Annotated in this window: 22 protein-coding genes, 3 tRNA genes and 1 pseudogene; 10 read left to right on the forward strand and 16 right to left on the reverse strand. The window is 72.5% G+C overall.

What is annotated here, in order from left to right; genetic code table 11:
- Positions 1-168: 168 nt before the first annotated feature.
- Entirely contained in the window at positions 169-312 is a 144-nt protein-coding gene (locus ACGF5O_RS17310) for a hypothetical protein (protein ID WP_393810722.1), read from the forward strand.
- Between the two features lie 248 nt (positions 313-560).
- Here the strand turns inward: ACGF5O_RS17310 and ACGF5O_RS17315 are convergent.
- The 4 genes and pseudogenes from ACGF5O_RS17315 to ACGF5O_RS17330 form a co-directional block, all read right to left on the reverse strand.
- Positions 561-823, reverse strand: a pseudogene (locus ACGF5O_RS17315) (glyoxalase/bleomycin resistance/dioxygenase family protein); the annotation flags it as partial.
- Positions 824-920: 97 nt separating this feature from the next.
- The gene (locus ACGF5O_RS17320) at positions 921-1286 is read right to left on the reverse strand and encodes a hypothetical protein (protein WP_393810723.1); all 366 of its coding nucleotides are present in this window, start codon (positions 1284-1286) and stop codon (positions 921-923) included.
- A 103-nt stretch (positions 1287-1389) separates the two neighbouring features.
- Positions 1390-1462, reverse strand: a tRNA-Arg gene (locus ACGF5O_RS17325).
- 218 nt (positions 1463-1680) lie between these two features.
- Positions 1681-1771 (reverse strand) — tRNA-Ser (locus tag ACGF5O_RS17330).
- 169 nt (positions 1772-1940) lie between these two features.
- Between ACGF5O_RS17330 and ACGF5O_RS17335 the strand changes: the two genes are divergently transcribed.
- Together ACGF5O_RS17335 and ACGF5O_RS17340 are read left to right on the forward strand one after the other, a co-directional pair.
- On the forward strand, positions 1941-2378 hold the full coding sequence (locus tag ACGF5O_RS17335; protein ID WP_393810724.1) for an SSI family serine proteinase inhibitor: 438 nt from the start codon (positions 1941-1943) through the stop codon (positions 2376-2378).
- Between the two features lie 367 nt (positions 2379-2745).
- On the forward strand, positions 2746-7011 hold the full coding sequence (locus ACGF5O_RS17340) for a PAS domain-containing protein (RefSeq protein WP_393810725.1): 4266 nt from the start codon (positions 2746-2748) through the stop codon (positions 7009-7011).
- Positions 7012-7156: 145 nt separating this feature from the next.
- Here the strand turns inward: ACGF5O_RS17340 and ACGF5O_RS17345 are convergent, their stop codons facing one another.
- From ACGF5O_RS17345 to ACGF5O_RS17380, 8 genes are all read right to left on the reverse strand, one after another.
- On the reverse strand, positions 7157-8812 hold the full coding sequence (locus tag ACGF5O_RS17345) for a long-chain fatty acid--CoA ligase (RefSeq protein ID WP_393810726.1): 1656 nt from the start codon (positions 8810-8812) through the stop codon (positions 7157-7159).
- 132 nt (positions 8813-8944) lie between these two features.
- Positions 8945-9529, reverse strand: a complete 585-nt coding sequence (locus tag ACGF5O_RS17350; RefSeq protein WP_393810727.1) for a SigE family RNA polymerase sigma factor — start codon at positions 9527-9529, stop codon at positions 8945-8947.
- A gap of 227 nt (positions 9530-9756) precedes the next feature.
- A complete protein-coding gene (locus ACGF5O_RS17355) occupies positions 9757-10923 on the reverse strand; it encodes a lipid-transfer protein (RefSeq protein WP_393810728.1) in 1167 nt (388 codons plus the stop codon).
- Entirely contained in the window at positions 10920-11369 is a 450-nt protein-coding gene (locus ACGF5O_RS17360; RefSeq protein WP_393810729.1) for a MaoC family dehydratase, read from the reverse strand. The genes ACGF5O_RS17355 and ACGF5O_RS17360 overlap by 4 nt, the downstream gene beginning before the upstream one ends.
- Complete coding sequence (locus ACGF5O_RS17365) at positions 11359-12459, reverse strand: acyl-CoA dehydrogenase family protein (protein ID WP_393810730.1); 1101 nt, start codon at positions 12457-12459, stop codon at positions 11359-11361. The genes ACGF5O_RS17360 and ACGF5O_RS17365 overlap by 11 nt, the downstream gene beginning before the upstream one ends.
- A gap of 1 nt (position 12460) precedes the next feature.
- Complete coding sequence (locus ACGF5O_RS17370; protein ID WP_393810731.1) at positions 12461-13396, reverse strand: bifunctional MaoC family dehydratase N-terminal/OB-fold nucleic acid binding domain-containing protein; 936 nt, start codon at positions 13394-13396, stop codon at positions 12461-12463.
- The gene (locus ACGF5O_RS17375) at positions 13380-14549 is read right to left on the reverse strand and encodes an acyl-CoA dehydrogenase family protein (RefSeq protein WP_393810732.1); all 1170 of its coding nucleotides are present in this window, start codon (positions 14547-14549) and stop codon (positions 13380-13382) included. The genes ACGF5O_RS17370 and ACGF5O_RS17375 overlap by 17 nt, the downstream gene beginning before the upstream one ends.
- 165 nt (positions 14550-14714) lie before the next feature.
- Positions 14715-15032, reverse strand: a complete 318-nt coding sequence (locus tag ACGF5O_RS17380; protein ID WP_393810733.1) for a hypothetical protein — start codon at positions 15030-15032, stop codon at positions 14715-14717.
- 361 nt (positions 15033-15393) lie between these two features.
- Between ACGF5O_RS17380 and ACGF5O_RS17385 the strand changes: the two genes are divergently transcribed.
- From ACGF5O_RS17385 to ACGF5O_RS17405, 5 genes are all read left to right on the forward strand, one after another.
- Positions 15394-16275 carry a bifunctional DNA primase/polymerase gene (locus ACGF5O_RS17385; RefSeq protein ID WP_393810734.1) on the forward strand — a complete coding sequence of 294 codons (882 nt, stop codon included), beginning with the start codon at positions 15394-15396 and terminating at the stop codon, positions 16273-16275.
- 235 nt (positions 16276-16510) lie between these two features.
- A complete protein-coding gene (locus ACGF5O_RS17390; protein WP_393810735.1) occupies positions 16511-16669 on the forward strand; it encodes a hypothetical protein in 159 nt (52 codons plus the stop codon).
- 84 nt (positions 16670-16753) lie between these two features.
- The gene (locus ACGF5O_RS17395; protein ID WP_393810736.1) at positions 16754-16954 is read left to right on the forward strand and encodes a hypothetical protein; all 201 of its coding nucleotides are present in this window, start codon (positions 16754-16756) and stop codon (positions 16952-16954) included.
- Between the two features lie 139 nt (positions 16955-17093).
- Positions 17094-19529 (forward strand): glycoside hydrolase family 3 C-terminal domain-containing protein, encoded by a 2436-nt coding sequence (locus ACGF5O_RS17400; RefSeq protein ID WP_393810737.1) that lies wholly within the window; start codon positions 17094-17096, stop codon positions 19527-19529.
- A 30-nt stretch (positions 19530-19559) separates the two neighbouring features.
- On the forward strand, positions 19560-19988 hold the full coding sequence (locus ACGF5O_RS17405; protein ID WP_393810738.1) for a hypothetical protein: 429 nt from the start codon (positions 19560-19562) through the stop codon (positions 19986-19988).
- A gap of 31 nt (positions 19989-20019) precedes the next feature.
- On the opposite strand, the gene ACGF5O_RS17410 is transcribed toward ACGF5O_RS17405, so the two are convergent.
- The 4 genes from ACGF5O_RS17410 to ACGF5O_RS17425 all read right to left on the reverse strand — a co-directional run bounded on the left by ACGF5O_RS17410 (position 20020) and on the right by ACGF5O_RS17425 (position 23138).
- Positions 20020-20895 (reverse strand): GNAT family N-acetyltransferase, encoded by an 876-nt coding sequence (locus tag ACGF5O_RS17410; RefSeq protein ID WP_393810739.1) that lies wholly within the window; start codon positions 20893-20895, stop codon positions 20020-20022.
- Positions 20896-20968: 73 nt separating this feature from the next.
- Positions 20969-21367, reverse strand: a complete 399-nt coding sequence (locus ACGF5O_RS17415; protein ID WP_393810740.1) for a hypothetical protein — start codon at positions 21365-21367, stop codon at positions 20969-20971.
- Positions 21368-21500: 133 nt separating this feature from the next.
- Positions 21501-21587, reverse strand: a tRNA-Ser gene (locus ACGF5O_RS17420).
- A 60-nt stretch (positions 21588-21647) separates the two neighbouring features.
- A complete protein-coding gene (locus ACGF5O_RS17425) occupies positions 21648-23138 on the reverse strand; it encodes a S1C family serine protease (protein WP_393810741.1) in 1491 nt (496 codons plus the stop codon).
- 257 nt (positions 23139-23395) lie between these two features.
- Here ACGF5O_RS17425 and ACGF5O_RS17430 point away from each other — a divergent pair, with 257 nt between their 5' ends.
- Both ACGF5O_RS17430 and ACGF5O_RS17435 read left to right on the forward strand, forming a co-directional pair.
- A complete protein-coding gene (locus ACGF5O_RS17430; protein ID WP_393810742.1) occupies positions 23396-24223 on the forward strand; it encodes a glycerophosphodiester phosphodiesterase in 828 nt (275 codons plus the stop codon).
- Positions 24224-24445: 222 nt separating this feature from the next.
- The gene (locus ACGF5O_RS17435) at positions 24446-25084 is read left to right on the forward strand and encodes an ATP-binding protein (protein WP_393810743.1); all 639 of its coding nucleotides are present in this window, start codon (positions 24446-24448) and stop codon (positions 25082-25084) included.
- Positions 25085-25173: the final 89 nt, after the last annotated feature.

A 25173-nucleotide genomic window follows, 5' to 3' on the forward strand; every position in this document is an offset into this window, starting at 1 on the left:
CACGGGGGGGGGAAGGTCCCGGCGAACGGTGCTGGGCGATGGCGGTCGCCGAGGTTGCTGTACTTCGTTGCTGTCCAGCAGGATCGGACGATGTCGCGATCAATAGGCGCGCACACTGCCGACCCGTGCCCGCGATGCCTCGTCGAGACGGTCCGTCCGGGTAGGCCGATGAGCGTTGCGGGATGCCACGTGGTCGAGTACGCCTGCGAGCACTGTGCGCACGCGTGGAGCCGGCCGGTTGAGGATGACCTGGACGTCTGCGACGTCGTCAGGGTCGACCTCCCCGACGCCACGCTCTACGGCACCGTCTGACAGGTGGAAGCCGACCGTGTCCAGGTGCGAGGCACGGGAGGCGACTGGCTGCTGTGGGTCGAGCGCTGGAGAGTCATCGTCTACTGAGGATTGCCCCTGCCCGTGCGCGAACACGCCTCCCGAACCCGGCGTGCGCCGAGCTTGTCGGCGCCGTCCGCGCACCAGGGGACCTCTGCGGGAACGCGCACGCTTTCCAACTGTGGTGGCGCCTCGAAGGGCCGCGTGCAGGATCGTTCACCTGCGTGCGTTCATGAACGGCGGTGTCCGTCACTGGATGAGGCGGACACCGAGACGGACGGCATGGACTGACCAAACCGGCCGAGGGTGTCGGCGTCGGCCTTGACCACGTAGACCTCCCACGGCTCCTTGCCGGGACCGTGCACCCACACCTTGTCCTGGATGGCGTAGCAGCAGGAGGTGTCGTTTTCCTCGAACGTGGCCAGGCCGGCGTCCTTCAGTCGTGTGGTGGCGGCGTTACCTGATCGCTGGACTCGACCTCGACGCCGAGGTGAAGACGCTGCACCTTGCGGCAGGCGTACCCGTGATCCACCTGGTCCGGACCGCGAAGCTCCCGGCGACCTGATCGCGCGATGGGCGGGAGTGCGGTGCTAGGGGGTGGGGTGCTCCGTGGCTTCGTCGGCGAGGCCGGTGAACATGGCGCCGATGTTGTTCCACATGAAGCCGTTCTGCCAGTCCGGCTTGTCGGCCGCCCAGTCGAGGAGGGCCTGACGGGCCTTGTCCTGGGAGGAGGTCAGGGTTTGGTAGTGCTCGGCGGGGACGCCGTCCCGGTACTCCAGTTGGTAGGTGTTGTTGTCGCGGAACAGCACCTGGATGTACCAGTCGCCCTCGCGGTCCTCGTCCCGCCGTTCGAGGATCAGGTGGTCGCCCTGTCCCAGGTCCGCCAGCATCGTGGCTATCGCCGGCTTGGAGGGGTGCTTCACCGCGTGCCCCCGAGCGTTCGTCGCAATCAGCATGGGCAGAGCATGGCGGAAGGGTCTGACAGTGGAGGTGCTCGATGGCCTCGGGGAGTCTCAGAACGCAAGAGGCCCCGGATCTCTCCGGGGCCTCTCACCTGTGTGCACTCGGCAGGATTCGAACCTGCAACCTTCTGATCCGTAGTCAGATGCTCTATCCGTTAAGCTACGAGTGCTTGTTCTTTGGTTTTTTGTCTTCGCTCCTGGCCCTTTCGGCCCGCTCGCGGCGACAGGAAGAACATTACATGACTGCCGCCGCCATGTGAAATCCGTTAGCCGCACCCCTTGTGAGCTGCGGAAACGCCGTATCGGGCGGGTTCCCGCCGGGCGGGTCGGGGCGTGAACGCGAAACAGGGAGCCCAGACCGAAACGGTTGGACTCCCTGAGTCAGGTGCGGAGGCGGAGGGATTTGAACCCTCGATGGGCTTTAAGGCCCAAACCGCATTAGCAGTGCGGCGCCATAGACCGGACTAGGCGACGCCTCCAGCACAGCCGCTCGCGTGAGCGCGAGTGGTGCGTGCAGATGATGACACAGTCGAGCGCGCTGTCACCAATCGGCTCCCACGGTACTAGGCAGCCGGGCCGCAGGGCAAAGTCCTTCCTCCCGGCGGGGGCGCCGCGCAACGTCCGGGCGGGGCGTGCGTTGGGCAGGGTATGTCGTACTTCGCCGTGCGGGGCGCCCTCGGGGCCGTCACCGTCGTCGCCGCCGCCGTCCTCGGGGCCGTCCCCGCCCTGCCCGCCTCCGTCGCCGCCGATCACCTCACCGTCACCGTGCAGCACGCCGGGGACGGGCGGGACGGGACGTACGAGCTGTCCTGTCACCCGGGCGCCGGCAGCCACCCGGACGTGGGCGGCGCGTGCCGGGTGCTGGACCGGAGCACCAGGTGGGGCCGGGACACCTTCGCGCCGGTCGCCCCGGGCACCGCCTGCACCATGCTCTACGGCGGCCCGGCCACCGCCCATGTCACCGGGACCTGGGCCGGCCGCCCGGTCGACGCGACGTACGACCGCAGCAACGGCTGCGAGATCGGACGCTGGGACCGGATGGTGCCGCTGCTGCCCGGCCTCGGCACGTCGAGTGAGCTCGGGTGACGGACAGGCAGGCCTCGGCCCCTCCGATCCGGTGGTCCGGTGGTCCGGTGACCGCCCTGCCCCGGCAGTCTCCTGATCCCTCCAGTCCCCTGATCCCCTGGTCCCCGCGCCCCGGCCCCGCGCCCTCCAGAGCGGGCACAGGCGATTCACCGACACGGCCCCGCTTCCGTAAAGGTCTCGCGAAGGTATGGGGGAGACTAAGCGTGTCGGTCACATGTTCGTCGTCACTTCGTCGTGCGACCTCCCTCTCATCCGGCGTCGTGAGCGCAACCGGTGCCCTTAGACTCCCTCGCGTGACACGCCGCGGGCCGGTTGGCAAGATGGCCCGAGCGGTCGGCAAGGTGCGGTAACAGGGAGGAAGCGTCTCGTGAGCAGCAGGCCATCCCGAGGCGCTGCTCGCCTCGCAGCCATACTGGACGCGCTGCCGGATGCGTTGGTGCTGGTCAACGCCAACGGCACCGTCGTCAACGCGAACACCATCGCCCTGGAGGCCTTCGAGGCCCCGGGCACCGCGCTGGTGGGACGCGGGCTGCTCGATCTGCTCCCGCAGTTCGACTCGCGGCTGATCCCGGGGTCCATGCGGCGGCCCGATCACATGGACCCGCGCGGGCGGACCAAGCCGACGCGGATGGTCGCGCGGCGCACCGACGGGACCGAGTTCCCGGTCGAGGTCACCAGCGCCAACCTGGAGAACGGGCAGCAGGCGTACGACGGTTACGGCTACAGCGGCGACGAGCTGCTGATGCTGGTCGTCCGCGACCTGACCGGGACGGTGGACACCGAGGCAGAGCTGGCGCGCTCGCAGCGGCAGACCGAGATGATCCTGCGGGCGGCGAGCGAGGGCGTCGTAGGGACGGACACCGACGGGCGGATCGTCCTCGTGAACCCGGCCGCCGCCCAGATACTGGGGTACCGGGCCGGTGAGCTCGGCGGCAAGGAGCTGCACAACCTGGTGCTGCACTCGCGCACCGACGGCTCCCCCTTCCCGTACGCCGAGTCGCCGCTCGCCGACACCCTGCGCTCCGGGCGCAAGCACCGGGTGCGCGGCCAGGTGCTGTGGGCCAAGGGCGACAAGAGGGTGCCGGTCGACCTGACGACCGCGCCGGTGCGCGACGGCGACCAGCTGGTCGGCGCCGTGATGACGTTCGCCGACCGGCGGCCGTACGACACCGTCGTCGACGAGAAGACGGCCCAGGAGAAGGCGCACGCCGACGAGCTGGAGCGGCTCTCCGAGGAGCACGCCTCCGACCTGACCGCGCTGCGCCAGAAGCACGTCACCGAGGTCGAGGAGCTGCTCGAACGGCATGCCGAGGAACTGGCGGCCGACGAGGACCGGTACGCGGCCCTCGGCGAGCGCGAGAAGGACCGGTACGAGGCTCTCCACGGGCGGCACGAGCAGTTGCTGACGCTGCTCGCGCAGTCGTTGCGCGGGCCGCTCGACGAGCTGCGCCGCGAGCTCGCCGCGCTCGCCGCCGACGACGCCGGGCAGCTGTGGCCCGAGGCCAACCAGGTGCTCCACCACCTCTCGGCCGGTTACTCGCGGATCACCCAGCTCATCGACAACGTGCTCGGGTACCAGCGGCTGGACGCGGGGTCGGAGGACATCAACCGCACGAAGGTCATGCTCGACGCCGTCGTCGCCGCCGGTGTGGACGGGGCGGTGGAGCTGATCGGGCCCGGACGCGTGCAGTTCGCCGTGCACGCGCCGCCCATCGAGGCCGAGGTGGACCCGCAGCGGCTCGCCGTCGCGCTCGCGCACCTCATCGCGGACGTGGCCGGCGTCGACGCGACCGGCAACGCGCCCGTCTCCGCGGGCGGCTACATGGACAACACGGTGGTGGTCGCGGCGGCGCAGCGCGGCGAGGTCGTACGGATCGAGGTGCGCGGCCCCTACGCCGGGGGAGACCCGGTGCACGAGCCGATCGTGCGCGGGATCGTGCGGGCCCACGGCGGGGTGCTGCAGACCCACGAGGTGCCGGGCATGAGCGGCAGCGCGTTCGTGCTGGAGGTGCCGATCGGAGGCGGGGCGGGAGCGGTGCCCCCGCCGCCCGGTGCCGAGGTGGCCGTCGTCCCGGCCGCCGAGGAGCCCGCGGCCGGTGGGCGGCGGCGGGCCCGGCGGTCCTCCGTGGACGCCTTCCTGGAGAGCGAGGTTCCCGGCGAGGCGGGCGGCGAGGGCGAGCCCTCGGCCGCGCCCACCGGGCGGCGGCGCCGGCGCGCCGCCGAGGCGGCGGTCCCGGAGATCGGCCCTGCCGCGATCGAGAGCGCGGAGTCGGCGTCCAGCGGTACCGGACGGCGGCGCGGGCGCCCGGCCGACGGTGCCGGCGACCCGGGGGTCGCCGAGGGTGCCGTGGTGACGGCCGCCGAGCAGGGTGCCGGGGCGGCCGCCGCGGGTACGGGGCTGGGCGGCACCGTTCCGCCGCAGGGCGTGCCGGTGCCGGTGCCCGCGTCGGGGCGGCGCGCCCGGCGTGAGCCCGACGAGCGGCAGGCGCTGCCGCCCGCGCTGCCCTCGGGGCCGTCCGAGCCGGCAGCCGAGCCGGCGTACGACGACAGCCAGTCCGGCGGCCGACGGCGGCGGGCGCTGGCCGCCGCGGCCGAACGGGCGGAGCAGCAGCAGGCGGGGCCCCGCCCGGTCTTCGCGCTGCCGCCCGCCGAGGCCGACCGCAGCCCCGAGCCGGTCCAGGCGATGGAGGCGATCCCGGCGGCGGAGGCGATGGCGGCGGCTGGCGACGAGGGGCGGCACGACGCCGTGGCCCACGACCAGGCCGAGGACCACACCCCGCCGCAGCCGCACCCCACCAACGCGCCGACCGGCCGTCGGCGGCGGGCGGTGGGCCAGCCGCCGGCGGCGGCCGAGAACACCCCGGTGGCCGGGGCAGGTGGTGCGGCCGGGGCGGTCGCACCGGTACCGACGGTGCCCGCGCAGGCGGTCGCTCCCGGGCAGCCGGTGATGCCGGGGCAACCCGTGATGCCGGGGCAGCAGCCGGTGCCGCCGCAGGGCGTTCCCGGCCAGTCCGGGCAGCCCGTTCCGCCCGGACAGCCGCAGGGCATTCCGGCGCAGGGCGGGCCGGCGGCGGCCCAGGTCGTCGCGCCGGCCGGGATCCCCGTCGCGCCGACGGCAGGTGTCCCCGGCGTCCCGCAGGCGCTGCCGGGCGCGGTCGTACCGGCGCAGGCAGCGTCGCAGAACCAACCGCAGCCGCCGCAGCAGCAGTTGGGGGCGGCTCCGGTGGTCCCCGGGCAGGCCGCCCCGGCCGCTGACGCCGTCCCGGGTCCCGCCCAGCCGGTCCCCGCCCAGCCGCTTCCGCTTCCGCTTCCGCTTCCGGCGGAGGCCGCGCCGGTGGCGCCCGTACCGCAGCAGTGGCCGGGCGCCGACGACGCCCCCGCCGCCGCCCAACCGGCGCGAGCCGCTCAGCCGTTGCCCGCCGAGGCGGCTGCGGCGACGCCGGTATCGACACCGGCACCGGTCGACCCGGACTCCACGCAGGGCCGGGCGTTCAGTGTGCGGACGCTGGGGCAGGGGGTGCCGTTCTCGCGGCAGGCCGCGCAGGTGCAGCAGCCGACGCCGACCCCGCCCCCGCACCAGCCGGGCGGCAACGGGCGGCGCCGCAAGCTGGGCACGCGCCCCGACCCGGGTGCCGCTGCCGAGCAGCCGGGAGCCGAACAGGCCGCACAAGCCGCGCAGGCCGCCGCCCGTCCGCATCCGCCGACCGAGCAGCCGGTCGCCGCCCAGCCGCTGCCGCAGCCGTCGCTGGCCGGGCAGTCCCGGCTGGTGGGGGCCACCGAGGGCGGCGGACGGTCGTACGCGATAGGCGCACCGGACGTGAACGCCGCCGAGGGCCCGGAGCCGCTGGACGGTCCGGGCGGGGCGGTCGAGGTCGCGGACCCGCCGCGCCCGCAGCCGATGGACGACGAACTGCCCCCGGAGCCGCTGGACAACCCGCGCCGGCTGCTGGTGTGGCCCGCGCCGGACGTCACCACCCAGCAGGAGCTGAGCGACCGCGGCTACCGGCCGGTGATCGTGAACTCGCGTGAGGAGGTCGACGCGCAGATCGCCGCGTTCCCGGCGGCGCTGTTCGTGGACCCGCTGACCGGGCCGATCACCCGGACCGCGCTGCAGTCGCTGCGGCAGGCGGCGGTGGCGGCCGAGGTGCCGGTGATGGTCACGGCCGGACTGGGGCAGGCGACGCGGGAGGCGGCGTACGGCGCCGATCCCGCCGTACTGCTGAAGGCGCTCGCGCCCCGGGACAGCGAGCAGCATCCGCCGCGGGTGCTGCTGATCGAGGAGCACGCGGAGATCGCGCTCGCGCTGACGTCGACGCTGGAGCGGCGCGGGATGCAGGTGGCGCGGGCGGCGAGCGACGCGGACGCGGTGACGCTGGCCGGGCAGCTGCGGCCGAACCTGGTGGTGATGGACCTGATGCAGGTGCACCGCAGGCAGGCCGGGATCATCGACTGGCTGCGGGCGAACGGGCAGCTGAACCGGACGCCGCTGGTCGTCTACACGGCGGCGGTCGACCAGGCGGATCTGCCGCGGCTGGCGTCGGGAGAGACGGTGCTGTTCCTGGCGGAGCGGTCGACGAGTGCAGAGGTGCAGAGCCGGATCGTGGATCTGTTGGCGCGGATCGGGACGAACTGAGGGAGCGCCGTTGGGGGAACTGCCGACCGTCGGCCGCGGGTTGTCCGTGGCTGGTCGCGCCCGCGCGGCGGCAGCCGCAGATCGACTGCCGCCCCGCGCCCCTTGCGGGGCGCTTCAAGGCGGGGCGCTCAAGGGCTGTCGGCCGTCAGAGGCTGGTGACGTCCAGGTCGCCCTCGGCGTAGCGCCTCCTGAGTACCTTCTTGTCGAACTTGCCCACGCTCGTCTTCGGCACCGCCTCGATCACCGTCCAGCGCTCGGGGAGCTGCCACTTGGCGATCTTGCCCTCCTCGGCGAGGAAGATGCGCAGGGTCTCGAAGGTGGCCGTGGAGCCCTCCCGCAGGACGACCGTGGCCAGCGGGCGCTCGCCCCACTTGTCGTCGGGTACGGCCACCACCGCGGCCTCGGCGACGTCCGGGTGGGACATCAGCGCGTTCTCCAGCTCGACCGAGGAGATCCACTCGCCGCCGGACTTGATGACGTCCTTGGCGCGGTCGGTGAGGGTGAGGAAGCCGTCGGCGGAGATGGTGCCGACGTCGCCGGTCTTCAGCCAGCCGTCCTCGCTGAACTTGTCCTCGGGACGCAGGGGTTCGGCGTCGGGGCCGTTGTAGTAGGCGCCCGCGATCCAGGGACCGCGGACCTCCAGCTCGCCCGCCGACTCGCCGTCCCAGGGGAGGCGTTCGCCGCCGGGGCCGCTGAGCCGGGCCTCGACGCTGGCCGGGAAACGGCCCTGGGTGAGGCGGTACGCGAACTCCTCCGCGGTGCCGACCGCGTGGGCCGGCGGGCGGGCGATGGTGCCGAGCGGGGAGGTCTCGGTCATGCCCCAGGCGTGGCAGACCCGCATGCCCAGCTTGTCGAAGGCCGTCATGAGGGAGGGCGGGCAGGCGGCGCCGCCGATGGTGACCTGGCCGAGGGAGGAGACGTCCCGGGGGCGGGCGGTGAGCTCGCCGAGCAGGCCCTGCCAGATGGTGGGGACCGCGGCGGCGTGCGTGGGACGCTCGCGCTCGATCATCTCGGCGAGCGGGCCGGGCTGGAGGAAGCGGTCCGGCATCAGCAGGTTGACGCCGGTCATGAAGGTGGCGTGCGGCAGGCCCCAGGCGTTGACGTGGAACTGCGGCACGACGACCAGGGAGATGTCCTGGTCGGTGAGGCCCATCGACTGGGCCATGTTGACCTGCATCGAGTGCAGGTAGATCGAACGGTGGCTGTACACCACGCCCTTGGGGTCGCCGGTGGTGCCGGAGGTGTAGCACATGGCGGCGGCCCGGCGCTCGTCCAGCTCCGGCCAGTCGTACGTCGTCGGCTTCCCGGCGATGAGCTCCTCGTACTCGTGGACGGCCGCGGTGGCGCCGGCGAGGAGGGAGCGGTCGCCCGGACCGGAGACCACGATGTGCTCGACGGTCGGCAGCTTGGCCAGCAGGGGCGCGATCATCGGGATCAGCGAGCCGTTGACGAGGACGACCTTGTCCGCGGCGTGGTTGACGATCCAGACCAGCTGCTCGGCGGGCAGGCGGAGGTTGAGGGTGTGCAGGACCGCGCCCATGGAGGGGATCGCGAAGTACGCCTCGGTGTGCTCCGCGTTGTTCCACATCAGGGTGGCCACGCGGTCGTCGCCCCGGACTCCGAGGTCGTCCCGCAGGGCGTGCGCCAACTGGGCGGCGCGGTCGCCGATCTCGGCGAAGCTGCGGCGGTGCGCCTCGCCCTCGCCGGTCCAGGTGATCACCTGTGATGCGCCGTGAACCCTCGACCCGTGGGTCAGGATCCTTGAGATCAGCAGCGGTACGTCCTGCATGGTGCTCAGCACGGCGTCCTCCCGGGGGCGACATTGCCTACTCGGTGGTAAAGGGGCTGCGCTGATTCTGCTCACATACCGGGCGGTATGTCACTAGGAGAAAGCCAACAAAGCCGGTTCGGCCGCGCCGGACGCCCCGGACCGCTATCGGGCGAGGTCCAGCTCGGGGTCCTCGCGCAGCTTGCCGAGCGCACGCGACACGGCCGACTTCACCGTGCCCACCGAGACCCCCAGCACCTCCGCGGTCTGCACCTCGCTCAGGTCCTCGTAGTACCGCAGCACCACCATCGCCCGCTGCCGTGCCGGGAGTTTCATGATGGCCCGCCACATCGCGTCGTGCAGCGCCTGCCGTTCGGCCGGGTCGTCCTCGCCGGGCACCGGCTCGGGCTCGGGCATCTCGTCGCAGACGAACTCGTCGACCCGGCGCTTGCGCCACTGCGAGGTCCGCGTGTTGAGCAGCGCCCGCCGCACATAACCGTCGAGGGCCCGGTGGTCCTCGATCCGCTCCCAGGCCACGTACGTCTTGGCGAGCGCGGTCTGGAGCAGGTCCTCGGCATCGCTCGGGTTCGCGGTCAGCGACCGGGCGGTGCGCAGCAGGACGGGCTGGCGGGCCCTGACGTACGACGCGAACGACGGATAGGAGGGACGGGCCGGGCGGGCGAAGGGGCGGGTCTGCCGCGCCGAGACAGCGGCGGCGTCCGAAGCGCTGGTGCAGACGGGTGTGGTCATGGCTCCACGCTATGAGCGAGCGGTGTCACCGCGGATCGGCCGCAGGTCCCGAAGCCGAGTCCCCCTCAGGTTGTAGGGGTGGGGCTGCCTACACCTCCTGAAGGTGGAGTACGCGAGCGGAACTCCTGCGGGTTTACCCCTGAGGGGGAGGACGACGGGGGCCGCGGCTCACCCGTCCGGGGCCCGGGAGAGCCCACCCGTCCGCATCGCGCGGCCCGGTGGCGGGATCAGTCGTCCGAGGTCAGGACCAGTCCGGACGTCGGTACGCCCGTGCCGGCCGTCACCAGGACCCGGCCCGCGCCCGGTATCGGGTTCACGGCGGTGCCGCGCAGCTGGCGCACGCCCTCCGCCACCCCGTTCATCCCGTGCAGGTACGCCTCGCCGAGCTGGCCCCCGTGCGTGTTCAGCGGCAGCCGCGCCTCGGCCACGAAGTCCGCCGCCTCCCCCGGCCCGCAGAACCCGAACTCCTCCAGCTGCATCAGCACGAACGGCGTGAAGTGGTCGTACAGGATCCCCACGTCGATGTCGGCCGGCGCGAGTCCGCTGGTGCGCCACAGCTGGCGGGCCACCACGCCCATCTCCGGCAGCCCGGTCAGGTCGTCCCGGTAGAAGCTGGTCATCTGCTCCTGGGCCCGGCCGGCGCCCTGCGCGGCCGCCGCGATCACGGCCGGCGGATGCGGCAGGTCGCGCGCCCGCTCCACCGACGTGACGACGAGAGCCTGTCCGCCGTCCGTCTCCTGGCAGCAGTCAAGGAGACGGAGCGGCTCGACGATCCAGCGGGAGGCCGCGTGGTCCGCGAGGGTGATGGGGCGGCCGTGGAAGTAGGCGGCCGGGTTGGTCGCCGCGTACCCGCGGTCGGCCACCGCCACGTGCCCGAACGCCTCCGGGGTCAGCCCGTACGTGTGCAGGTAGCGCTGCGCCGCCATCGCCACCCAGGACGCGGGGGTGAGCAGCCCGAACGGCAGCACCCAGCCGAGCGCGGCCCCCTCCGCCGACGGCTCCCGGTGCTGCACGCCCGAGCCGAAGCGGCGGCCCGATCGCTCGTTGAAGGCGCGGTAGCAGACCACGACCTCGGCGACCCCGGCCGCGATGGCCAGCGCCGCCTGCTGGACGGTCGCGCAGGCGGCGCCGCCCCCGTAGTGGACGCGGGAGAAGAAGGACAGCTCGCCGATCCCGCAGGCCTGCGCCACGGTGATCTCCGGGCTGGTGTCCATCGTGAACGTCACCATCCCGTCCACGTCCGCCGGGGACAGCCCCGCGTCGTCCAGCGCGGCCCGCACCGCCTCCGCCGCCAGCCGCAGTTCGCTGCGCCCCGAGTCCTTGGAGAACTCGGTGGCCCCGATGCCGACGACCGCCGCCCGCCCGCCGAGCGAGTCCCGGCTCCGCACGCTCATGAGTCCGCCTCGTCGGTGAGGGTGACGGTCACCGTGGCCTCGGTGAAGGTGACGGTCACCGTGCCGGTCACGTGGTTGCCGATGCCGTTGGCGCCGACCACCCGGACCGTCGCCGTCCCGGTCTCGTCGTCCAGCTCCTCGACCCGGCCGGTCAGCACCATCGTGTCGCCCGGGTAGTTGGGCGCGCCGAGCCGGATGGCGACCTTGCGGAGCACGGCCGTCGGGCCGAAGTGGTCGGTGATGTACCGGCCGACCAGACCGTTGGTCGTCAGGATGTTCATGAAGATGTCCGGGGAGCCCTTCTGCCGGGCCAGTTCGGCGTCGTGGTGCACGTCCTGGTAGTCCCGGGACGCGATCGCCCCCGCCACGATCAGCGTCCGCGTGATCGGGATCTCCAGCGGCGGCAGGGCGGCGCCCACGGCCGGCCATCTCGTCTCAGTCGCCATTCGCGATCAACTCCCCCAGTTCCTGGAGCACTTCGCCCCCACTGCCCAGATACGCGTCCAGCTGCCGGCCCCACAGGAAGTGCCGGTGCACGGGATGGCCGACGTCGGCGCCCGCGCCGCCGTGCAGGTGCTGGCCGGTGTGCACGACCCGCTGCCCGGCCTCGGACGCCCACCAGGCCGCGGTCAGCGCGTGCGTGGCGTACGGCAGTCCGGCGTCCCGCCGCCAGGCCGCCTCGTACGCCGTCACCCGTATCGCCTCGGTGTCCATGTGGGCGTCGGCGGCGCGGAGCTGGACGGCCTGCCGGGTGGCGAGCGGGCGCCCGAACTGCTCGCGGGTGTTGGTGTGGGCCACGGCCCGGGCGAGGGAGCCCGCGCAGACGCCCGCCTGGAGTCCGGCGAAGGCGGTGCGGGCGGTGGCCAGGACGTCGGCGCAGGCGTCCGCGCCGCCCAGCGTCTCGGCGGGGGCCTCGTCGAGGGTGAGCCGCCCCGCCGACCACGGCGCGGTCAGCTCGACCTCCTCGGTGCCGATGCCGGTGCCGGTGCCGGTGCCCGTGCCGGTGCCGGTACACATGTCCTCGCCGAGCGGCACCAGCCACAGCCGCCCGTCGGCGTCCGCGACCAGGACATGGGTGGCGTCCCGCAGCCACGGGACGACGGGGACGGTGCCGCTCAGCCGCCCGCCCCGCGCGGAGGGCCGTTCCCCCGCGGGCCCCGCCTCCGAGGCCCGTACCCCCTGCTGGGCGGGGAACGCCCCGGTCACCACCACCGACCCGTCGCCGATCCCCGGCAGCAGCCGCGCCCGCTGTTCGTCCGTGCCGTGCGCGGTGATCGCCAGCTGTCCGTACACGCAGGTCGCCGCGTAGGGCACCTGGGCCGTGGTGCGGCCCTGTTCCTCCAGGAGGAGAACCAGTCCCAGCAGGCCCAGCTCCTCCACCGCGGCCACCAGTCCGGCCGCGCACAGGGCCTTCCACAGCTCCGGGTCGCTGCCGGTCCCGGCCGCCCGCAGCCGGTCGTGGGTGGCGAGGTCGGCGAAGATCCTGGCGGCCAGGTCACGGGCCCCGGCCTGGGCCTCGGTGGGTGTGAAGTCCATGTCAGACCTCCCCGCCGGAAGCGTCGAGCCCGTCGGCGACCCGGAAGACGGGCAGGGTCAACGCCCCGCCCTCGTCGTCGTACCGGCGGAACTCCACCCGTACCGGCAGCCCGATCCGCACCTTGTCGTACGGCACCCCCACCACGTTGCTCACCATCCGCACGCCCTCCGTGAGCTCGATCAGGCCGACCGCGTAGGGCGGGTCGAACGCCGGGAAGGGCGGGTGGTGCATCACGACGTACGAGCAGACCGTGCCCTCGCCGGCTGACTCGACCGTGTCCCAGTCGGGGGAGCCGCAGGCGTTGCAGCCCGGCAGCCAGGGGTGGCGCAGGGTGCCGCAGCCGGTGCAGCGCTGGACGAGGAGCCGCTCCTCGGCCACGCCCTCCCAGAAGCCCGCGTTGTCCCGGTTGACCACCGGGCGGGGGCGCGGCGGGGCCTTGGCAGGCTTCCCGGCGGGCACGTACTTGAGGACGCGCAGGCGGTGCACGCCGACCAGCTCCCCGCCGACCCGGATGTCCGTGCGCGTGGTGACGAAGTAGCCCGTGCCCAGCTTCGTCGTCTTCCGCCCGGACACCGACTCGATCACCGTGTCGAAGGCCGGCTCGTCGCCCGGCCGCAGCGGGCGCAGGTACTCCTGCTCGCAGTCGGTGGCGACGATCGAGACACAGCCCGCCGCGTCGAGCAGGGCGGACATCTCGTCGTACGCGCCGGTGCGTGCCGTGTTCCCGGAGAGGCCGCCCATCGTCCAGGCCTGGAGCATGGTGGGCGGGGCGATGGCGTCCGGCCCCCCGTACGCCGGGTTCGTGTCGCCCATCGCCTCGCACCAGTGCCGGATCATGGGCAGGTTGACCGGGTCCTTGCCGGTGCCCGCCCGGGAGGCCGGCTGCCCCTCGTACGTCTTGAGCCGCGCCCCCAGCTCGTCAGTCCCCCCGGCCACGGCCACCCCTCCGCATCCCGAGCCGCATCGTCGCGACGATCTCCCGCTGCACCTCGCTCACCCCGCCCCCGAACGTGTTGATCTGCGCCGCCCTGTTGAGCCGCTCCAGCTCGCCGTCCCCGAACACCCCCGGCGAGCCGGACCGGACCAAAGCCGCCTCGCCGATGATCTCCTGACACATGCGATACGTCGCGACTGCCGATTCCGTTCCCGCGAACTTCACCCCGCTGGCCTCCGCGGGGGCCACCCTGCCCGCCCCCGCGTCCCCCACCAGACGCCAGCTGAGCAGGCGGTTCGCCGCCAGCCGGGCATGCGCTTCGGCCAGCCGGGAACGAATCCACGGCTCGTCAACACGGCGCCGCCCGGTCACCGGATCGGGGGTGCGGGCGGCGGTGAGCGCGGCCGCGTAGAAGTCCTCGGCCTGCATGCCGGTCGCGGCCAGGGCGACCCGCTCGTGGTTGAGCTGGTTGGTGATGAGCGACCAGCCGTCGTGCTCGGCGCCGACGAGGTTGCCGGCGGGGACGCGGACCCCGTCGTAGTACGTCGCCGTCGTGACCTGCCCGCCCACCGTCTCGATCGGCGTCCAGGAGAACCCGGGGGCGTCCGTGGGGACCAGGAGGATCGAGATGCCGCGGTGCCTGGGGGCCTCGGGGTCGGTGCGGCACGCGAGCCAGATCCAGTCGGCGTGCTGGGCGCCCGAGGTGAAGATCTTCTGCCCGTCGATCCGCCAGCCGTCGCCGTCCCGCACCGCCCGGGTGCGCAGCGCGGCCAGGTCGGTGCCGGCGGAGGGTTCGCTGTAGCCGATGGCGAAGACGAGCTCGCCGCGGAGGATGCCGGGCAGGAAGCGGGCCTTCTGTGCCTCGCTGCCGTACTTCATCAGCGTCGGCCCGACCGTGTTCAGGGTGACCATCGAGACGGGGGCGCCGGCCCGGTACGCCTCGTCGAAGAACACGAACTGCTCGTCTGCGCCCCGCCCTTGACCGCCGTACTCGACGGGCCAGCCGAGGCCGAGCAGGCCGTCCGCGCCGATGCGGCGCAGCAGGTCACGGCGTTCGGCGGGGCCCTCGGGGGCCGGGGACGGGACCAAGGACCGGAAGTAGGCGCGGAGTTCGGCACGCAGCCGCTGCTGGCGTTCGGTGGGAGCCAGATGCATGGTTTCTGACTGTCCGTCAGATACGGCGCGCTGTCAAGGTCGAGAGAGATCGGCAGCGGGCGGCCAGAAGGAGCCGGAAACGCCTGCGCGGCGGTGCCGGAGCACCGCCGCGCGGACGCACTGCCCATCCCCACAGACCACACCCCACCCGGGTTCAGGCGGGGCTTACCACAGCTGGGTGAAGTGGACGGCGACGTTGTCGTTGCCCTGCTGGATCGCGGACCACACGGAGCCGTTGACCTGAGCGGTGTTGCTCTGGTTCGAGGCGCCGTTGCCCACCGCGTTCTGCTGGGTGGTGGAGGAATTGCCGTTGTTGTTGTGGCCGACCCCGCTGCCGATGATGCCGGCCGTGCCGACGTTGGCGCTCGATCCGTTGTCCGCGATCGCACCGTTGTCCGCAGCCGCGACGCCGGTGAAGAGCGCGGCGGCGAGCGGGAGGGCGGAGACGGCGGCGAGAACGCGGGCGGTACGGATGCTTGCCATGTTGTTTCCTCTCAGAGCCCGGCTGTGCCGGAAGTACGTCAAGTAAGGCTTTTTCCGGGGCAGTTGGCCGACCGCCTCGGTGGGTGTCATCGACGTCGCGAGACCAGAGTTGCCCACCGAATCCCTGGCGAACCACCCCGGAAGCCCTTATTCGCCCTCAAGCGTGATGACAAGTTGATAAACCCCTTTCACCATCTTTGGTCGACTTCCCCACCAGTCATGACTACTCAGGACATCGACACCCATCAGGCCCCCCAAGGGAAGAACCGTTCCGGCCCCGATCCGCGACCGGGTCACCACCCTCGGCGTGTCACACCGGCACCCCCTTCCCTTTTTCGAACGTACGTACGAACATGGATGCATGGCCACCACCGATCGGCAGGCCACGACGCTGGCCCTCGCACACGCCCTGTCAGCCGCGGAGCGCGGCCTGGCCGTCATCCCCCTGTCCCGCACGAAACTCCCGGCCCTGCGCTCCCCGCACCGCCACGCCCCCGACACCGACCCCGCGCCGCCGCCCTGCCACGGCGAGTGCGGCCGACCCGGCCACGGGGTGTACGACGCCACCACCGACCCGTCCCGCATCCGCGAACTCTTCGCCGCGGCCCCCTGGGCGACCGGCTACGGCATCGCCTGCGGGCTGCCCCCGCACCACCTCATCGGCGTCGACCTGGACGTGAAGTGCGGTACGGACTCCACGTCCGCCCTGCGCGAACTGGCCCTGCGGCACCTGTTCACCATCCCGCCGACGGTCGTCGTCCTCACCCCGAGCGGTGGCCGCCACCTCTGGCTGACCGGACCGCCGGACGCCGTCGTCCCCAACTCGGCCGGCCGGCTCGCCCCCGGCATCGACATCCGGGGCGCCGGCGGTTACCTGGTCGGCCCCGGCTCCCGTACCGACCACGGCGTCTACGCCACCGCCCCCGGCACCGAGCACCTGGTCCCCGCCCCCTGTCCCCCGTCCCTGCTCCGCCTGCTGCTCCCGCCGCCGCGCCCGCCGCACCCCGCGACCCATCCCTCGGTCGGCAACCGCGGCCAGGGCCTGGTCCAGTTCGTCCTCTCCGCCCATGAGGGCCAGCGCAACACGCGCCTCTTCTGGGCGGCCTGCCGCGCCTACGAGAACGGCATCGGCCGCGCGCTGCGGGCTCCGCTGATCGACGCGGCGGTCCACACGGGCCTGACGGAACAGGAGGCCCGCGCGACGATCGCATCGGCGGCCCGCATGACCGGCCGCCGACCGTGAGAGGCCCGGGGGTCCTGAGAGGTCCTGGGGTCCTGAGAGGTTCCGGGGGTCCTGAGAGGTTCCGGGGGTCCTGAGAAGCCTTGAAAGGTCCTGAGGGGTCCTGAGGTCCTGAGGTCCTGAGGTCCCGAGGTCCTGAGGGGTCCCGAGGTCCTGAGGGGTCCCGAGGGGTCCCGAGGTCCTGAGGGGTCCCGAAAATCGAACGCGTCCAGCCGCTCCGCCACCTAGCCTGCCGCCCGTGTCCCTGACCCGTGTCGTCCTCGCCTCCGGCCGCTCGATCGACCTCTCCCACCTCCGGCTCTCGTCGAGGTACGGCGGGCTGCCGGAGGGCTATCCGCACCGGGCCCTCAACGACCGCCGCGTCGGGAGACTGTTGGCGGCGGCCGTGGCCCAGTAGCCCCGCGCCCCGACCCACCTGGTCCCGCCCCCGCGCGAACACCCCGACATCGACCGCGTCGGCCGTACCCGCCTCTTCGGCCCGGTGGAGCTCCTCCCGCCGGTCGCCCGCGTCGGCCTGTTCGAATCCGGACCCGTCGAGCCGGACAACGACCCGGTCCTGCACGGCTCGTCCCTCGCGATCGTCTGGTTACAGGCCACACCTCAGCCACCGTCCGGCCACGACGCGAACCAGGGGCTGCGGGAGGTGGCCTGGGAGGAACTGGCGAAGGACCACGAGGTCTGAGCGCCGTCTTCTGATGTGTTCCGCGGTCTTCTCTGGTCTGCGGTCCGCGACTTGGGAATGCCGAGGCGGCTACGAAAGATGTGCGGACGCAGACTTTCGGGAACTGAACCGGGCGGGGCCGGCTCGCCATGCTGGCGGTATGGATCAGGCGAAGATTTCCCGGCGTGCGCTGATGGGCGCCGCCGCTGCCGCCGCTGCCTCCACCGCCGCCGCGGTGACAACCGGCGCGGCCCCGGCCCCTGCCCCTGCCCCGGCCCCGGCCCCGGGATCACGGTCGGCGTCGGACCGACAGGCGGACGGATCCGCCTCCGCTCGCGTCGAGGCCCTGCTGGCCCGTATGACGACGGCCGACAAGATCGCCCAGTTGAACGTCCCCGTCTGTCTCCCGCAGGAACTGATCGGCGATCCCACGAACCCGACCGGCACGGCGGAGCACCGGGAGGCGTACGTACGCGGCCGGACCGTGGTCGGTACGGGGGCCGGGCGGTTGCGGCTCGGCCCGGGCGGCGGCTTCTTCGGCCTGGTCGACCAGACCCTGTTCGGTTCCTTCGAGGTGCCGCATCCGCTCACGCCCCGCGAGCAGGCCGAGCAGCACAACCGGCTGCAACGCCTCGCCCGGGACACCGCACTCGGCATTCCGCTGCTGCAGATCAGCGAGGGCACGCACGGTTCCGTGGGCCCCGGCTCGACGATCTTCCCGGAGGGGCTGGCACTCGGCGCGACCTTCGACCCCGGCCTGATCGGCCAGGTGTACGCGGCGGTGGCCCGGGAGGCCCGCGCGGTCGGGATCCACGCGCTGAGCACCATCACCGCGGAGCTGAACCGCGACCCGCGCTACGGCCGCGGGATCTGGGCGTTCAGCGAGGACCCGTACCTGACGGCCGCCATGGTCGGTGCGCTGGTGCCGGCCATGCAGGGCACCGGCGACGACCTCACCTCCGACGAGTCGGTGGTCACCTCCCTGGTCACCTTCCCCATGGAGTCCCCGAACGTCGGCGGCCTGGAGACCAGTTCGATCGAGATCGGTGAACGCGCCTTCCGCCAGACCCATCTGGAGCCGTGGCGGGTGGGCTTCGCGGAGGCCGGGGCCCTGATGACCGAGGCGAGCGAGCAGACCGTCGACGGGCTGGTGGTCCACGGTTCACGCAGGTACCTCACCGACCTCCTGCGGGACGAACTCCGCTTCGACGGCGTGGTGATCGGCAACGACCTGCACGGCCTGATCCGCGAACACGTGGCGGGCACCGCCCAGGAGGCGGCGGCGCTCGGGCTGGCCGCCGGGGTCGACATCAGCCTGTCCTGGGACGAGATCTACCTCGACCAACTGGCCACCGCCGTACGGGAGGGACGGGTCGACGGGGCGCTGCTCGACCGTGCCGTACGACGCGTCCTGACCCTGAAGGAACGCCTGGGCCTGTTCGAGAACCCGTACGTGGACGCCGCCCGGGCGGAACGGGTCGTCAACTGCGCACCGCACCGGGCCCTCGCGCTGCGCGCCGCACGCGAGTCGACGGTGCTGCTGAAGAACGAGGGCGGGCTGCTGCCGCTGGCCGCCGACCGGGTCCGTACGGTGGCGCTGATCGGCCCCGGCGCCGACGACGGGCTCAATCTCCTCGGCGACTACAGCGCCTACCCCGCGCTGCACGAGACCCCCTCGATCCGCGAGGCGTTGACCCGGCTGCTCGGCGACCGGGTCCGGGTCCGGTACGAGCGCGGCTGCGACGTCACCGGAACGGACACCTCCGGCTTCGCCGCCGCGCGTGCGGCGGCGAAGGACGCGGACGTCGCGGTGGTGGTCGTGGGCGAGCGGACCAGGGGCGGCTACCTCTCGCCCGACCGTACCGACGGCGAGCTCAAGGACACCGCGTCCCTCGCCCTGACCGGCGTACAGCAGCAGTTGCTCGAAGAGGTGCACGCCACCGGCACCCCGACCGTCGCCGTGCTGGTCACCGGCCGCGCCCTGGCCCTGCCGTGGGCCTCGGCGCACCTGCCGGCGCTGCTGGTCGCCTGGCTGCCGGGGGAGGCGGGCGGCCGGGCGGTCGCGGAAGTCCTGTTCGGGAAGACCGAGCCGACCGGCCGCCTGCCGGTCACCTTCCCCCGCGACGTCGGCCAACTGCCCCTGACCTACGACCAGAAGCACGCGCGGGCCGACGCGGGCCCCTACACCGACATGCCGTCCACGCCGCTGTACGCGTTCGGATCGGGCCACGGCTACACGACCTTCCGGCACAGCCGCATCCGGCTGGACGACACGCACATCACGCGGGACGGCCGGACCCACCTCCACGTCGACATCACGAACACGGGCGGGCGGGACGGAACCGAGGTCGTACAGCTGTACGTCACCGACGACCGGGCGAGCGTCTCCCTGCCGCGACTCCGGCTGCGGGGCGTCGCCAAGAGGCGGGTGGCGGCGGGGGAACGGGTCACGGTGTCGTTCCCCGTGACGGCCGCCCGGGACCTCACCCTCGTCGACGAACGACTGCGCACCGTGGTGGAGCCGGGGACGTTCACCCTCGGCGTCGGCAGCGCCGCGGACCGCCTGCACCAGCACATCTCCCTGACCGTGTCCTGACCCTCACTACCGGCACCACCGGAGAACCCCATGAACACCGCCGACACCCCGCTCGCCGAGGCCGACTACATCGCGGCCACCGCCGACGAGCTCAGCCGCAGGCAGGGAGCCGACAGGGCCGCGGCGCTGGTCAGCCAGAAGGCCCTCTTCCAGCGCCGCGGGCGGATCCTCCTCCACCCCGACCGGCTCGTCCTCACGGGCTGGTCGGACACCGGTTCCCTCGTCCTGACCCGCACGGACATCACCGCGGCCGAGACCCGCTTCACCGACCTCTACGGCCGCTTCCTGGGCGGCCTCCTCAACGCCGGCAAGCCCCTCATCCTCACCACCGCGACCCTGTCCTCGTCCCCCTCCTCGGGCCTGGGCGAGATCTACCTGCTCGTCAACCGCCGCGAGTTCATGGAGACGACGGACGACAGGCAGTGGGAGAAGCGCATCAACGACTGGCTCGCCGGCTGATCCCACGGGTACCGCTGCCGCCCTCGGGGATTCACGATGCGGCGGTCGCCGAGAAGTCGTACCCGGACCAGTCGCTCAGCCGGACGTACCCGAGGCGCTGGTAGAGGGCGTTGCTGGTGGGGTTGGACAGGTCCGCGAACAGGACGACGTCCCGTGCGCCCGCGGCCAGCGCGGCCCGGCTCACCTCCGCCGTCACGGCCCCGGCGTAGCCGTGACCGCGCAGGTGGGAGGGGGTGTAGACGACGTCCACCTGCATCTGGCCGCCGATCAGCGGGTTGAGGCCCGCGACGGAGACGGGAGTGCCGTCCGGGGTCTCCCAGAGCGTGTAGGCCTTGTCTGCGAAGCGGGTCCCGGCCCAGGTGGCGGCGTCGACGGTGACGTCCTCCCCGACGGCGTCGGCGAACCCGGCGCACCAGGACATGGTCTCTTCGAGGTCCTGCTCGCCCAGGGCGCGGCCCCGGCCTGCCGGCATCGGGTCGGGTGGGGTGAGCGTGCCGAGGCGGTAGAGGCACAGCCGGGTGTCGCGGAGCCGGGGCGTCGCGCCGGTGCGCCGCTGCCAGGCCTCGGCGAAGGCGGTGGCCGTGTCGTGGTCCGCGCTGACGGAGGGCAGGGGGTGCCCGAGATCGGCCAGGTGGGCGGCGAGGGAGTCGGCCTGCTCGGGCGTGAGCGGGGAGAGGCCGTACCCACGGGGCGGAAGGCGGTAGCAGGTGGCCTGGACCTCGCCGCCCCGCTCCAGCATCCCGAAGACGGGAACGCCGGTGCCGTACGCCTCGGCCCCACGCGCCCGCACCCGCTCCGCCCACGTCGACTGCATGACGTGCGGGCCGGGACGCGAACGCAGGAACTCCCCGGCCCGGGCGAGGAATTCGTCGACGTCGTCGGTCAGGTACCAGTCGGATGAACGCATGCCCGCTGCTCTACCACTCCGGCCCTACCGACAGCCGGAACCTGCCGGGCGCACTGCTCCACGCAGCCCCGTTTCAGCCAACCGCGATGCTGCACTTCTCGGCGGGGACGCCGGTGAGTTCACACGCGGCGGCATCCTCCTCGCCCTCGGTCCGGTGCTGCCGCAGATACGTCGCCGCCGCACGCGTCCCGGCGTCGAAGCAGGTCGGGTTCTGGTCCACGATGAGACCGAGGATCCTCACCTGCGTCGACTCCATGTCCGGATTGATCGAATTGGCGTAGTCCTCGTCCCGGTACTCCCGCTCCATCTGCTCCCGCAGCCGGCCGGCCCGCCCGGTGAACTCCTTCTCCGCCTGCGCGCAGGCGACGGACCGCCCGGACGCACCACCGTCACGCGTCGCCCCGACGGCATACCCGCCCACGGCGAGCGTGATCGCCCCCGCACCGACCAACGCGATCATCGAACGCTTCATGGCCGGAAATCGTATCCGCGCACCTGAGAAGCCCCCGGCGCAGGTCCGACTACCCGCCGAGGCCGACCACCTCACAGCACACACGCCAACGGCCCCCGACCGTCTCACCTGGTCAGGGGCCGTTCACATCACGCGGTGGGTGTGGGATTTGAACCCACGGTGACATCGCTGCCACGACGGTTTTCAAGACCGTTCCCTTAGGCCGCTCGGGCAACCCACCCCGCGCCGATGGAGATCGGCGCGGGGAACAGAGTAACCGGTTCGTGCGGGCGGGTGCGGGTCAGTTGTCGCCGACGCGGGAGCCGAGGGTGACGGTGGTGGTGTGTTCGCTGCCGCCACGCTTGTAGGTGATCTCGACCTTGTCGCCGGGCTTGTGGGTCCAGATCTCGCCGATCAGGGTCGGGCCGCTGTCGATCACCGTGTCGTCCAGCTTGGTGATGACGTCGCCGGGCTTGAGGCCGGCCTTCTCCGCGGGGCCGCCCGACTCCACCGCGGCGGAGCCGCCCGAGCCGGAGTCGGTGATCTGCGCGCCGGAGGTGCCGTCCTCCAGCGACACCGACGCGCCGATCTTCGCGTAGACCGGCTTGCCGGTCTTGATCAGCTGCTGGGCCACGTACTTGGCCTGGTTGATCGGGATGGCGAAGCCGAGGCCGATCGAACCCGACTGTCCGGTGCTGCCCAGGCCGCCGCTGGAGGCGGACTGGATCGCGGAGTTGATGCCGATCACCGCGCCGGAGGCGTCGAGGAGCGGGCCGCCGGAGTTGCCCGGGTTGATCGAGGCGTCGGTCTGCAGGGCGCTCATGTAGGACGCCTTGCTGGTGGAGCTGCCGTCGCTGGAGGCGACCGGGCGGTTCTTGGCGCTGATGATGCCCGTGGTGACCGTGTTGGACAGGCCGAAGGGGGCACCGATCGCGATCGTCTCGTCGCCGACGGCGACCTTGTCGGAGTCGCCCAGGGCGAGCGGCTTCAGGTCCGACGGCGGGTTCTTGAGCTTGATCACCGCGACGTCGTAGCCCTGTGCGTGGCCGACGACCTCGGCGTCGTACTTCTTGCCGTCCGGGAACGTCGCGGTCAGCTTGCCGCCGTCGAGGGAGTCAGCGACCACGTGGTTGTTGGTGATGATGTGGCCCTGCTTGTCGAAGACGAAGCCGGTGCCGGTGCCGCCCTCTCCGTTGGTCCCCTCGGACTCGATGGTGACCGTGCTGGGCAGCGAGTTCTGCGCGACCGCCGCGATGGTGCCGGCGGCGCGCTTGACCTGGGTGGCGCCGCCGCTGGAGGTCGAGGAGATGGTCGTGGAGCCGCTGTCGTCGTTGTTCTTCGCCAGCGTGTAGCCGAGGCCGCCACCGAGGCCGCCCGCGACCAGCGCGGCCACCAGGACGGCGGCGATCAGACCGCCGCGTCCGCTGCCCTTCTTCGGCGCGGGCTGCGGCTGCTGGAACGGCTGCTGCTGGTACTGCTGGTGCTGCTGGTCGTACGTCGAGCCCCAGGCGGCGCCTGCGCCCGCGCCGGGGTCCGCGTAGGACGGGGTCGCGTAGGCGGGGGTCGCGGGGGCCGGAGGCGGCCAGGCGCTGTCCGGGGCCTGCGGTGCGGTCCCGTAGGGGTCGCCGGCGGGTGCGGCGGGCGCGCTCTGGGGCGTCGGCGGGATCGGGGCGGTCGGCGCTTCCCCGCCGTCGGACGCTGCTGCCTGCGGCGAGGCAGCGGGAGACGACGGCGGCACAGGAGGTGCGGACGGGGCCGGGGGTACCGGGTTGCCCTCGTTCTCGGTGCTCACAGCTTCTCTCCTCGGTCCACGGCTTTTCTTCTCGGTCGCACTCGGTCACGCTCTTTCACGCTTGCTGTCGGTCCGGCGCGATTCAGCTGTGCATGTGCTTTTGTATGCCGTCAGCTTTTCCCACAGGGCGTCAGAGCACCATAAGCGGTGGCTGTGGGTACACGGACAACCTTTATATAGTGCTTGTCCGACAAAAGTTCTCTTTACCGGCATCGGGGGTGCCCCCAGGCACCCCCGCTCGGTGGCACCATGTCGCGGTGACCCACGCACCACAGCATCGCATCCAGGTCGTCGCGCACCGCGGGGCCTCGGAGTACGCCCCCGAGCACACGCTGGCCGCGTACCGGAAGGCCATCGAGGACGGCGCCGACGCCCTCGAATGCGACGTACGCCTCACCGCCGACGGCCACCTGGTGTGCGTCCACGACCGGCGGGTCAACCGCACGTCCAACGGGCGGGGCGCCGTCTCGGCCCTGGAGCTCGCGGAGCTGGCCGCCCTGGACTTCGGCTCGTGGCGCAAGGGGCCGGCCTGGCGCGGGCGGGACGAGGAGCCCGACTGGGAGTTCCGGCCCGAGGACCGTGCGGACACCTCCGTACTGACGCTGGAGCGGCTGCTCGAACTGGTCGCGGACGCCGGGCGGCGGGTGGAGCTGGCGATCGAGACCAAGCACCCGACGCGCTGGGCGGGGCAGGTCGAGGAGCGGCTGCTGGTCCTGCTCAAGCGGTTCGGGCTGGACGCTCCGGCCACCCCCGCCGAGTCGCCGGTGCGGGTCATGAGCTTCTCCGCGCGGTCGCTGGCCCGGGTGCGGGCGGTCTCGCCGACGCTGCCGACCGTCTATCTGCTGCAGTTCCTCTCGCCCCGGCTGCGCGACGGGCGGCTGCCGGCCGGGGTGGGGATCGCGGGGCCCTCGATCCGGATCGTCCGCAATCACCCGGCCTATGTCGAGCGGTTGCGGCGCAACGGGCACCGGGTGCACGTCTGGACGGTGAACGAGCCGGAGGACGTGGACCTGTGCGTGGAGCTCGGCATCGACGCGATCATCACCAACCGGCCGGCGGCCGTGCTGAGCCGGCTGGGTCGCTGAGGGTCCCGGGGACAGTGCCCTGGTACCCGTTCTGACCAGGGTTCAGATAAAGAGTCGAGTAAGGACACCTCGCACCTCTTGACCCGACAGCCCGGCCACAGCATCCTCACTTCTCGGCCACACCATCGAATTCCAGCCACACGCAGCCATATCCGGGGGATCCGGCGACGACGTGTGACAGGGAGTGCTCCGGCGCGTTCGGCGCGTATTCGTTCGTTGCGAATGCGTCACCGGACATTCATTGGCCGGTTTCCGGTTCAGGCCAATGGGGCATCCACACCGTGGCGTGGGGCAAAGGAGGTCTCGGGGGTGGCGTTGGTGGTGGCACAGGAGGTGCCCACGTCGTCGAGCATGGCCGTACCCCATGGCCCTGCGGGCGTGGGGAAGGCGAGACACCGCATGCGCGATCAGTTGCGCACGGGCGGCCTGTCGGAAGCGGTCATCGATGATGCCGTACTGATCCTTTCCGAACTTTTGAGCAATGCCTGCAAACACGGGCGTCCCCTGGGGGAAGCGCTGGCCGGGGACGGCGACGTCCGGGCCGCCTGGCAGGTCGACACGCGCGGCCGGCTGATCGTCGAGGTCACGGACGGCGGCGGCCCGACCCGCCCGGCCCCGATGACCCCCTCGGTCACGGCGCACGGCGGACGCGGACTGAACATCATCACGGCCCTGGCCGACGACTGGGGCGTCCGGGACGACGCCCGGGGCGAGGTCACCGTCTGGGTCGTGGTCCACAAGGACGTGCGCGGTCCGGGCACCCACGACCGCCGCGACGCCTTCGCCACGCGCGTCATGGCGCCCTCGGTCCCGGAGATGGCCGACCTGGACTTCGCGGACGCGTTCGACGACCTCGACTGAGTCGGGACCGGCGCGGGGCCCATGGGCCGTACGGTCGGTGTCGGCGCCGTTGTCCACAGGTTCCCGTGGTCCAGGGCATGAACGGCTAG

It is taken from the genome of Streptomyces sp. NPDC048291, from assembly GCF_043201715.1.
GTDB lineage: Bacteria > Actinomycetota > Actinomycetes > Streptomycetales > Streptomycetaceae > Streptomyces.